This window comes from Mameliella sp. AT18, assembly GCF_028807275.1.
Taxonomy (GTDB): domain Bacteria; phylum Pseudomonadota; class Alphaproteobacteria; order Rhodobacterales; family Rhodobacteraceae; genus Antarctobacter; species Antarctobacter albus.
Genome location: NZ_JARAMO010000073.1, coordinates 17,254 through 27,476, shown reverse-complemented (window position 1 = coordinate 27,476; position 10,223 = coordinate 17,254). Strand labels below are relative to the sequence as shown.

Here is a 10,223-nt window from a genome sequence, read left to right as displayed (position 1 = left end):
GGCTGGTTCGGCTTCAACGGCGGCTCGCAGCTGGCAATGGGCACCGTGGGTGACGTGTCGGACGTGTCGCGCATCTTCGCCAACACCAACATGGCCGCCGCAGCCGGTGCCATCGCCGCGATGATCCTGACCCAGATCATGTACAAGAAGGTCGACCTGACGATGGTCCTGAACGGCGCCCTGGCGGGCCTGGTCTCGATCACCGCCGAACCGCTTGCGCCGACGCTCTTCGGCTCGCTCTGGATCGGTGCCATCGGCGGTGTCATCGTGGTCTTCGCCGTGCCGATGCTGGACAAGTTCAAGATCGACGACGTGGTCGGCGCCATCCCGGTGCACCTCTGCGCCGGCATCTGGGGCACCATCGCCGTGGTCTTCTACAACGGTGACGCCAGCCTCTCGACGCAGATCATCGGCATCATCGGCTACGGTGTCTTCACCTTCGTCGCATCGCTGATCGTCTGGTTCATCCTCAAGGCCGTCATGGGCATCCGTGTCTCGGAAGAGGAAGAGATCACCGGTCTCGACATGGCCGAGCTGGGTATGGAGGCATACCCCGAGTTCTCCAAGGGCTGAGGTTCTCCTTCCTCTCAGCTTTTGTGACCACTGGCCCGGGCGCTCGCGCCCGGGTTTTTTCGTCAAGGGGTATCGGAAACCTGCCTTTGTTTCCGGATTTCCCCCTGGTGGGCTTGCATCCGGGCAGAGGCCCTGAAATTCTGGTTTCCCTTGGGGAAACCCGACCGGCTATCAGAGAGGCCCGATGATATCTCACGACTTTCTGGAGGTGCCGGGCATCCGGTACTGGCACCTGTCGGGCGAGGTCGATCTGGACGAGTCGATCGAGGCCTTTGTCGCGGTCCGGGCTGCCGGCGGTCTTGCCGCGGACATGACCCGTCCGGTGGTCTTCGACATGCGCAAGACTGATATGGCGCGGTTCACCGGCGAAGACATGCGCCGCTATTCCGCGCGGCTCAAGGCGCTGGGCTTCGGAGAGACCGGCTCCCTGGCCGCCTATGTCGTCAGTAATGACACCAACTTTGGCATGATGCGGATGTCGGCCACCTATTTCGAACTGTCCGGTGTGCGCAAACAAGAGAACACGATCGTGACGCTGGACATCTCCGAAGCGGCGGAATGGGTCATTGCCCGCGCCGGGATTGCGACCGAACATCAGGATGCCGTGCGGCGCTTCCTGCTCCGTGTGCCGGGCGAAGAGTCCTGCGAAACAACCTGAGCGGGTGTTTTGTACAAAATGCTGAAAACGATGTACGTTTTGTACAAAACGTACATGATGCGCTGGCCGCGTCCCGATCTGTGGCTCTGTGGCTGCCTTGGGGATAGGGCGCGCCCGATGGTCAGTCTTCCTGACCGCTCCCCGCGCCGCAGCCTAGCGGCGCTCGCTTTCCCGGCGTAGCCGCTGGCGGGCGATGGCCTCGTTCTTTTCGGCGGTCCTGTCCGCGCTCAGCGCCGCCTCGACGTAGTCCAGATGTGCCTCGACTGCCGCTCGCGCCCCGGCGGCGTCGCGCACCTGCAGCGCGTCGTTGATGGCGCGGTGCTGATCCAGAAGGCTGGCCCTTGTGGTGCGTTGCTTGAACATGACCTGGCGGTTGTAGAACACGCCCTCGCGCAGCAACTGGTACATCGACCGCATCATGTGCAGCATGATGACGTTATGGCTGGCCTCGATGATCGCCAGGTGAAACTCGGCGTCCAGCCCGGCCTCCTCGGCCGGGTTCCGCTTGACGTGGGCCGCCTCCATCTTGGCGAAAACCGCTGCGATCACGGCAAGATCGCTGTCGGTGCCGTGAATCGCGGCGCGTTCCGCGGCCAGTCCTTCCAGGTCACGCCGGAACGACAGGTAGTCAAAGACCGCCTCGTCGTGATTGGCAAAAAGCTGGATCAGCGGTTCGGAAAAGGCCGACCCCAGGACGCCGGTGACAAAGATGCCCGCGCTGGCCTTGGAGGTCAGCAACCCGCGCGCCTGCAGTTCCGACACTGCCTCGCGCAGCGAGGGCCGCGAGACGCCGAGCTGTTCCGACAGGTCGCGTTCCGAGGGCAGGCGCTCGCCGGGGCGCAGCACACCGCGCAGGATCAGCAGTTCGATCTGCCGGACAACGGTCTTCGAGAGCTTCTCGGCCTGGACTTTTTCGAAGGGCATCGCGCGTTCCTTCCGCTGGTCAGGAGAAGTTACCAAAACCGACCGGTTGTTACCACCGCCGCAACGCGTCCTCGTCCTCGTCCCGCGCCGCGACCCAAGCCTTTGATTCAGCGCTGAATTCTTTTTTCCAGAACGGCGCCCGCGACTTCAGGTAGTCCATCAGGAACTCCGCCGCCTCGAAGGCATCCTTGCGGTGCGGCGCCGCCGTCGCGACCATCATGATCTGTTCGCCCGGTTCCATCCGGCCATGACGGTGGATCACCAGCACATCCCCCAGCGCCCAACGCTCGACCGCCTCTTTGGCAATCTTTTCAAGGGCTTTCTCGGTCATGCCGGGATAGTGCTCGATCTCCATCGCCTCCAGCCCACCACCCTGCAGGTCGCGGACGATGCCGGTGAAGGTGACGACCGCGCCCATGTCGTGCCGGCCCGCGGCAAAGCCTGCCGCCTCGGCGCCGAAATCGAACGGGGCCTCCTGAACAACGACACGCATGGCCCTCAGCCCCCGGTCATCGGCGGAAAGAAGGCCACTTCGCGCACCCCCGCCAGCGGGGCATCGAAATCCGTCAATTCCTGGTCGACGGCCACGCGCAGGGCGCTCAGGTCCTCGAAGGCGGCGGCATAGCGGTCTTCGCGCGCGCGCAGTTCCTCGACCAGCGCGGCCACGGTCGCGGCCTCGGTCTCGACCTTTTCGCGGGGCAGACCGATCCTCTCGCGTACCCAGGCAAAATACAGCACGTCCATCAGCGATCCTCCTTCAGAAAGGGCAGGGCCTTGCGGAAATAGTCCCACCCCGTGATCAGCGTCAGCGCGGCGGCAATCCAGAGCAGGGTCAGCCCGCCTTTGCCGGACCAGATCATGCCCTGCAGTTTCCATCTCAAGCCCATCTCGTCCTCGATCTCACCGTCGAGAATCTGGCCGATAATCTGGTCATCCATGCCCATGCTCGACATGACAAGGTAGTGCTCAAACACGCCCTGTGCAAAGAGCACGGCGATGGCCACCATCTGCGCGGTGGTCTTCCACTTGGCCAGCTTGGTGACTTTCAGCGTTCCGGCGGTGTCTCCCAGGTATTCCCGCAGGCCCGAGACAAAGACCTCGCGGAAGAGGATCACGGTGGCCGGCAGGACCAGCCAGGGCGACCAGGAGGAAAACCCGACGATCACCATCAGCGCGATGACCACCATCGCCTTGTCCGCGATCGGGTCCAGCATGGCGCCCAGCTTGGTTTCCTGTTGCCAGCTGCGCGCCAGGTGGCCGTCCAGCCAGTCCGTCACCGCGGCCCCCAGGAAGAGGATCAGCGCGGCCCAGTCCGCCAGGGGGCGCGAGAAATACAGGAACATCACCGCAACGCCGGGCGCGGCGAGCAGGCGCAGGATGGTGAGAAGGTTGGGCAATGTCAGTTTCATCGCAGTCTCTCTATCCGGTTCTCGGGGAAGGGGGAAGGCTTGCACGCACTGTCCCGACACCCCACCTTTGGGTGAGGCAAAGCGGGGGCAACATGCGTGGACTCATCCTGGCGGGACTTCTTTCGGCGCTTGTCCCGGGCGCCTGGGCGGGCATGACCCTGCATCCGGAAAATGCGCGCTGGGTGCTGCAGAGCATGGGCGGCGCGTCGGTGGATTTCGACGCCTCGCTGGACCTGACCACACCGGGCACGGTGAACGGCAAGGCGCCCTGCAACAGTTTTGGCGGCAAGGTCGAAGGGGCATGGCCCGATCTGAGTTTTGGCCCGTTGCGGATGACCCGACGTGCCTGCCCCGAACTGGCACAGGAACACGCCTTTGTCATGGCGCTGCAGCAGGTGACGCAGGCCGAATTGCGCGACGACCAGCTGGTATTGCGCGACGCGGCGGGCGGCGAGCTGGTGTTCAGCCCCGCGCCCTGAGCCGGGCGATCAGGGCGGCCCGCGCGGGTGGCAGAGGTTTGTCCCGCAAGTCCGCCGCCAGCCGGTTTTCCATGAAGAACCCGGTCGTTTCCAAGGCGGTCAGGATTTCTTCATCCCCGGCCTCGCCCTCGCCCCGCAGGACCGGCGGCAGGGGCAGCAGCCGGTCGGCCCATTCCCCGGCGCCCCGGGCGGTGACAGCGCGACCTGAGCGGGGAGAGACATAGTCCAGCCCCTCGGTCGCGCCGGTGACCGCGCATTGCGTCAGGTCGAGGCCGAAGCCCAGTTCCTCCAGCAGCGCCAGTTCCCATTGCAGGTAGGCCAGGGGCCAGAGATCCGGGCGATCCAGCAGATCCAGTAGTTTTTCGGACCTGTCGTAAAGCGCGGGGTGTGGTTCACGTTCGGGCAGGCAAAAGGCCAGCAGCGCGGTGACCGCGTTGAGCCCGGCCAGCGCCAGCCGGTCCCCCAGCGCGGCGGCGGCGCGCGAGCGTTCAGGCTCGGCGGTGAAACTGCCGATGTGATCCTCGAGCCGCGCCCGCCACGACAGGTCGAGCTGGGCGCCGGGTTGCAGATGCGGCGCCAGCTTGCGCGAGGTGCCGCCCCGCAAAACGCCTGCATGGCGACCATGATGCGGCGTGAAGACCTCGAGGATCAGCGAGGTCTCGCCGTGTTTCCGCGTGTTGAGAAGAATGCCCGTGTCGCGCCAGTCCATGCAGTGAAAGATCGGCCCGCGCGCGCCGATTGGCAAGCCGTGATCCAAATGTGCAGCCTGCGGCTGCGCAGGGGGTCTCGGCCCCTTTGCGGGGCCTCGGGCAGGGGTATTTCTGCCAAGAAGAAGCCTGCTGGTCAGGCCAGGGTGGGATCGTCGAGCAGGTGGCGGCCAAGGCGGTCCTCGACCTCGATCACCCAGAGGTCTGGATCGAAACGGCGCTGGCGGGTGATCGTCTCGTCGACCTCTGCTTCTTGGCCGGAGGTGAGGTCGGTCCACTTGCGGTCGCCGCTGGCGAGGTCGAAGCCGCGGGTGAAGGCGCGGGCCTGACCGTCGAGCGTGTTGAGCTTGACCAGGACGGCGCCGGCGGTGTCGTCGCCGTGGGCGGTGACGAAGGCGGGAATGTCCATCAGGCGCAGGCGCGCCAGGTAGGCATCCACCCAGAACCGCGCGGTCAGCCGCGCCATCAGGCGTTGCCGTCGCGGAAGTCGAGCCCCATTTCCGAGTAGCGCTCCGCCTCTTCGAGCCAGTTCTCGCGGACCTTGACCTGCAGGAAGAGGTGGATGGGACGACCGAGGAATTCGGTCAGTTCCTCGCGGGCGGCCTTGGAGATGGCCTTGATCGTCTCGCCCTTGTGGCCCAGGACGATGCCCTTGTGGCCATCGCGGGCGACATAGATCACCTGGTCGATGCGGGCGGAGCCGTCCTTGCGCTCTTCCCAGTTCTCGGTCTCGACGGTCAGCTGGTAGGGCAGTTCCTGGTGCAGGCGCAGTGTCAGCTTCTCGCGCGTGATCTCGGCGGCGATCATGCGCATCGGCAGGTCGGCGATCTGGTCTTCGGGGTAGAGCCAGGGGCTTTCGGGCATTTCGTCGGCGAGCCAGTGGCGCAGGTCCTCGATCCCGTAGCCCTTTTCAGCGGAGATCATGAAGGTCCGGGCAAATTCGTAACGCTCGTTCATGGCCTGGGTCAGGGCCAGGAGGGCAGGTGCCTCGACGCGGTCGATCTTGTTGATGGCGAGGGCGACGGTGCGGTTCCGGGGCAGGTCCTTCAGGCCTTCGAGGATGCTCTCGACGCCTTCGGTGATGCCGCGGTGCGCCTCGATCAGCAGCACGATGACATCGGCATCCGCCGCGCCGCCCCAGGCGGCGGCCACCATCGCGCGGTCCAGCCGGCGGCGCGGTTTGAACAGGCCCGGCGTGTCGACGAAGACCAGCTGGCTGTCGCCCTCCATCGCGACGCCGCGGATGCGGGCGCGGGTGGTCTGGACCTTGTGGGTCACGATGCTGACCTTGGCCCCCACCATCGCGTTGGTGAGGGTGGATTTGCCTGCGTTGGGCTCTCCGATCAGGGCGATGAAGCCGGCACGTGTGGTCATGACAGATCTGTCCGAATGCGATTTCGAAGTGCCTCCCCTAGGCCAGATGAGGCGTCAAGGCCAGAGGATTCGCATGTGGCGGGCGGTCTCAGGGGGCTGCGCGGCTGATGGTGGCCCGTTTCCGCCCGTCGCGCCAGAGCGAGTAGATGCCCGAGGCGACGATCAGCGCCGCGCCACTCAGGGTCATCGTGTCGGGGCGTTCGCCGAAGACCGTGTAGGCCAGGACCAGCGCCACCAGCAGGCGGGAATAGCGGAAGGGGGCCACGACAGAGACCTCGCCGGTGCGCATGGCGGTGGTGAGCGCGGTATAGCCGATCACCCCGGCCACGGCCGTGCCGCAGATCATCGCCGTGGCGGGCAGGGTCGGCAGGCTGGGCGCAGGTTCGAAGGCCATGATGACGAGGCCCGCGAAGGTGACCACGGCAAAGCCCAGCACGCCCAGTTGCGACGGGCGGATATGGGCCGGTGCGGTGCGGGTGGCCACGTCGCGGCCCGCGAAACCGATCATGCCGAGCAGGGCAAAGACGGCGTTGGGTTCGATCCCCGAGGGCGAGGGGCGGATGATCAGCAGAACGCCGGCAAATCCCACGGCGGTGGCCAGCCAGCGGTGCGGCCCGATGCGTTCGCCCAGGATCAGCCCGGCCGAGAGCATGACCACCAGCGGCGCGGCCTGCAGGATGGCCGAGGTGGTCGAGAGCGGCGTATAGGCCAGGCTGAGGGCAAAGAAGAGCCGGCCCAGGATCTCGAACCCGGTGCGGATCAGCAGGCCCCTTTGCAGGTAGGCCGAATCCCAGAGCGGTACGCCTCGGCGGCGGGCCTGGACGGCATAGATGGTCATCGCAAGCAGGCCGAATTGGACCGTGCCCAGACCGGGTGAAATGCCGCCGGTGCCGGTTGCTGCCTTGAAAAAGGCATCCTCGACCCCGAAGCCGAGCATGGCGAGCATCATCCAGAGGCTGCCTTTTAGATTGTCGGTCATGCGTGACCCCTGCGTTGAGATGCGTATAGCGGTACAGCGCATTCATCCGGTGGACCAGAGTCTGCGTTCGGGGCAGGCTGTTTGCGGCTGTCGGGGGTCGCGCAGGTCTTTTGGCATCTGGTGGACTGTCTGATTTGCCTCGGGTTCGGGATGAAATGGATGCGTTTCGGCGTGCCGACGGTTTCACGTATCTGCATGCTGGAAGAGCAGGTGCATATCCATCCGGGGGACACGGGGACCATCGCGCCGTCACCGACTGGATGCGGTCCGAGGACTTGCGCCATGCCGAGGCACTGGCCTCTCCAGAAGCGGTCGAACAGCGGTGCGCCGGGCGTCTCGGGCAGGAACCGCAGGCCGAACCGCGCTATCTGGCGCTTCGGATCTGGCAGGCGCGGGATATGGAACCGCCCGGTGTCATGCGTGACATGTGCGAAATGCTGTCAGGGAAGGGCTTTGAACAGGAGCAGCCGCGGGCTTTTGACCGGGCACTGCGCGCTTCGTCTGAGGCGGTGGCCCTCTTGCGGGGAGAGCGGGCGGGTGTTGGCTCAGGCGGTCAGCTTGTCCAGCAGCATACGGGCGGCCATCTGTTCGGCCTGGCGTTTGCTGCCTGCTGTGGCCTCGGCAGAGGTGCCGTCGGGCAGGCGCACCTCGATGGTGAAGACCGGAGCATGATCCGGACCGCTGCGGGCGGTTTCGACATACTTGGGCGGCTGGTGGCCGCGCGCCTGAGCCCATTCCTGCAAGGCGGTCTTGGCATCCTTGGCGTCTTCCTCGACCGCGTCGATGCGCTTGTCCCAGAGCCGCAGGATCAGGGCGCGTGCCGCCTCGAACCCGGCGTCCAGGTAGACTGCGGCAATCACCGCCTCCATCGCGTCACCCAAAAGCGCCATCTTGCGCCGCCCGCCGGACAGCTGTTCCGACCGCCCCAGTTTCAGCGCGTTGCCGATGCCGACCTCGCGCGCGACATCGGCGCAGGTTTCCTTCCGCACCAGCGCGTTGAAGCGGGGTGCCATCTGGCCCTCCGTGGCGGCGCGGTCGCGTTCCAAGAGCGCCTCCGCCATGACCAGTCCCAGCACCCGGTCGCCGAGGAATTCCAGCCGCTGGTTGTCCTCGCGCCCCGGCCCGGACATCGATGCATGGGTGACGGCGCGGCGCAGCAGGCGCGGGTCGGCAAAACGGTGGCCCAGCGACTCCTGCAGGGCGATGAGTTCGGCGGATACCTTCATTCGACTGTCCTCAGCAGGCGCCCTTCGCGCCCCTCTTGCGAATAGAGCACCAGACGCACCCGGCCTGCAACATGGGCCAGGGGAACCAGCCCGACGCCACCCAATCCTTGCGTGATGCGGCTGTCCAGCGAGTTGTCGCGGTTGTCGCCAAGGACAAAGAGGTGGCCTTCGGGGATGCGGAATTCGACGGTGTCGTCGGTGCGTTGCGTGCCGATGTTCAGCACGGTGTAGGTGGAGCCGCCGGGCAGGGTTTCACGTGCCGCCTGCTTGATGCAAGGGGCGCCGGGGGCCGTTGGGGTCAGGCAACGCGGACGGGTCCCGATGGCCGTGGGGCGGTTCGGTTCGCTCCAGTCCGGGGCCGGGGCCTGCGGCACGGGTGTGCCGTTCAGGATCACCTGACCATCGCGCATCTGTACCCGGTCGCCGGGCAGCCCGATCACCCGCTTGAGAAAATCCTGCCCGCTGACCGGATGCCGAAAGACCACCACCGCCCCTCGCTCTGGCGCTGTGAGGCTGCGGGTGGCCAGGGCGTAGTCGCCCGGTTGCAGGGTGGGCGACATGCTGCCGGTGGGGATGATGTAGGGCGCCCAGGCCACGCGGCTGGCGATCAGGGCGACCATGACCCAGACGAGCGCCCGGCCCGCCTGGCTGAAGGGGCCCGGCACCGCATCGGGCCTGTTGCGGCGCACCGCCATGATTGCCACCAGCGCAAGCGAGACCAGCGGCACCGCCAGCCCCCACATCCACCAGCCGGACCAACCCATGGCGCGCAAACGCCGCCGTGCATGACCCCAGAACAAAAGGGTGGCCGCCGCCGCGGCCAGTGCCACACCCGCCCCGGCGGGGCTGAGCGGAGGGACCTGCGCCTGCGCCACCATCAGGCCCACCACCAGCGCGGCGGCCAGAACGAAACCGGCGCGGCCGGTCAGGCCGCGCCAGTCGAGGGCTGCAGTCAGAAAGCTCACTCGATTACTTGGAAATACCGGTCGCTGCGCCAGGTCCAGAAAAACAGCATCGAGCGTCCGGCGGAGGAGAACATGATCCGATCTGCCCGGCCGATCAGGTTTTCATAGGGAACAAAGCCGACCCCGTTGGCGATATTGGGCACGCGGCTGTCCGAAGAATTGTCGCGGTTGTCCCCCATGAAGAAGTAGTGTCCTTCGGGGACCGTGTAGACCGGGGTATTGTCGGACCCCTGCATGCCGATGTTCAGGATCGAATGGCTGACACCATTGGGCAGCGTCTCGATCAGCTTTTCCTTGATGCAGGTGGCGCCGTCGCCGACCGTGCCGTTGGAACAGCGCGGCCGCAGGCCCTGCGGCCCCTGCGGCGCGGCCAATTCCTCGAACGTGCCGTCGGGGCTCAGTTCGACCGGGGCGCCGTTGATGTGCAGCACGCCGTTGCGCATCTGGATGCGTTCGCCCGGCAGGCCGACCAGCCGCTTGATGAAATCGCGGCCCGACACCGGGTGGCGGAACACGACGACGTCACCACGCTTGGGTTCTCCGCCAAAGAGGCGCTTGTTGTCGCCATCGGCCCAGCCGCAGAAATCCTGCGCGTCCACGTTGATGCCAAAGCGCGGGATGATGATCGAGGGGCAGGAGGCGTAGGAATAGCCATAGGCCATCTTGTTGACGAAAAGGAAATCGCCGATCAGCAGCGTGTCCTTCATCGACCCCGAGGGGATCCAGAAGGGCTGGAACAGGAAGGTGCGGAAAACGCCCGCGATCAGCAGCGCGTAGACCACCGTCTTGATGGTCTCGACAAGACCGCCCTTCTTTTCTTCCTTCGCCATGTGATCTGCCCTTTGCCTCACCTGTCCGGCGCTTCATGGGCGGCGGGGCAGGGCGTGTCAAGGCGGGAGGGCCGGGCGTTGACCGGGCAGGGCGGCGCT

At 65.9% G+C, this 10,223-nt stretch carries 14 protein-coding genes; 3 read left to right on the top strand and 11 right to left on the bottom strand.

All coding sequences use genetic code 11. The annotated features are described in order from the left end of the window. Together PVW46_RS09685 and PVW46_RS09680 are read left to right on the top strand one after the other, a co-directional pair. A partial coding sequence (locus PVW46_RS09685) for an ammonium transporter (protein ID WP_443137038.1) occupies positions 1-573 on the top strand: 573 nt, incomplete at its 5' end. 184 nt (positions 574-757) lie between these two features. Continuing rightward, a complete protein-coding gene (locus PVW46_RS09680) occupies positions 758-1,231 on the top strand; it encodes a hypothetical protein (protein ID WP_043142333.1) in 474 nt (157 codons plus the stop codon). 153 nt (positions 1,232-1,384) lie between these two features. Here PVW46_RS09680 and PVW46_RS09675 read toward each other — a convergent pair whose 3' ends face one another. The 4 genes from PVW46_RS09675 to pgsA are packed head-to-tail and all read right to left on the bottom strand — an operon-like array spanning position 1,385 to position 3,564. Next, on the bottom strand, positions 1,385-2,155 hold the full coding sequence (locus tag PVW46_RS09675) for an FCD domain-containing protein (RefSeq protein ID WP_069207965.1): 771 nt from the start codon (positions 2,153-2,155) through the stop codon (positions 1,385-1,387). Positions 2,156-2,204: 49 nt separating this feature from the next. Continuing rightward, the gene (locus PVW46_RS09670; RefSeq protein WP_069207966.1) at positions 2,205-2,648 is read right to left on the bottom strand and encodes a molybdenum cofactor biosynthesis protein MoaE; all 444 of its coding nucleotides are present in this window, start codon (positions 2,646-2,648) and stop codon (positions 2,205-2,207) included. A 5-nt stretch (positions 2,649-2,653) separates the two neighbouring features. Next, entirely contained in the window at positions 2,654-2,899 is a 246-nt protein-coding gene (gene moaD / locus PVW46_RS09665; protein ID WP_043142327.1) for a molybdopterin converting factor subunit 1, read from the bottom strand. Then, positions 2,899-3,564 carry a CDP-diacylglycerol--glycerol-3-phosphate 3-phosphatidyltransferase gene (gene pgsA, locus PVW46_RS09660; protein WP_043142325.1) on the bottom strand — a complete coding sequence of 222 codons (666 nt, stop codon included), beginning with the start codon at positions 3,562-3,564 and terminating at the stop codon, positions 2,899-2,901. Before pgsA ends, moaD begins: the two co-directional genes overlap by 1 nt. Positions 3,565-3,656: 92 nt before the next feature. Between pgsA and PVW46_RS09655 the strand changes: the two genes are divergently transcribed. Continuing rightward, a complete protein-coding gene (locus PVW46_RS09655; protein WP_052244511.1) occupies positions 3,657-4,043 on the top strand; it encodes an META domain-containing protein in 387 nt (128 codons plus the stop codon). On the opposite strand, the gene recO is transcribed toward PVW46_RS09655, so the two are convergent. The 7 genes from recO to lepB (PVW46_RS09620) all read right to left on the bottom strand — a co-directional run bounded on the left by recO (position 4,027) and on the right by lepB (PVW46_RS09620) (position 10,124). Then, entirely contained in the window at positions 4,027-4,752 is a 726-nt protein-coding gene (recO, locus tag PVW46_RS09650) for a DNA repair protein RecO (RefSeq protein WP_069208147.1), read from the bottom strand. The two genes, PVW46_RS09655 and recO, sit on opposite strands and share 17 nt — an antisense overlap. A 134-nt stretch (positions 4,753-4,886) precedes the next feature. Then, positions 4,887-5,216: a DUF1491 family protein gene (locus PVW46_RS09645; RefSeq protein WP_043142323.1), complete on the bottom strand. Its 330-nt coding sequence runs from the start codon at positions 5,214-5,216 to the stop codon at positions 4,887-4,889. Further along, positions 5,216-6,124 carry a GTPase Era gene (gene era, locus PVW46_RS09640; protein ID WP_043142320.1) on the bottom strand — a complete coding sequence of 303 codons (909 nt, stop codon included), beginning with the start codon at positions 6,122-6,124 and terminating at the stop codon, positions 5,216-5,218. The genes PVW46_RS09645 and era overlap by 1 nt, the downstream gene beginning before the upstream one ends. Before the next feature lie 88 nt (positions 6,125-6,212). Beyond that, entirely contained in the window at positions 6,213-7,103 is an 891-nt protein-coding gene (locus PVW46_RS09635) for a DMT family transporter (protein ID WP_069207967.1), read from the bottom strand. Positions 7,104-7,648: 545 nt separating this feature from the next. After that, entirely contained in the window at positions 7,649-8,329 is a 681-nt protein-coding gene (gene rnc / locus PVW46_RS09630; protein ID WP_069207968.1) for a ribonuclease III, read from the bottom strand. Then, positions 8,326-9,294: a signal peptidase I gene (gene lepB, locus PVW46_RS09625; protein ID WP_083242141.1), complete on the bottom strand. Its 969-nt coding sequence runs from the start codon at positions 9,292-9,294 to the stop codon at positions 8,326-8,328. The genes rnc and lepB (PVW46_RS09625) overlap by 4 nt, the downstream gene beginning before the upstream one ends. After that, positions 9,291-10,124, bottom strand: a complete 834-nt coding sequence (gene lepB / locus PVW46_RS09620) for a signal peptidase I (protein ID WP_069207969.1) — start codon at positions 10,122-10,124, stop codon at positions 9,291-9,293. Before lepB (PVW46_RS09620) ends, lepB (PVW46_RS09625) begins: the two co-directional genes overlap by 4 nt. Between the last annotated feature and the right edge of the window lie 99 nt (positions 10,125-10,223).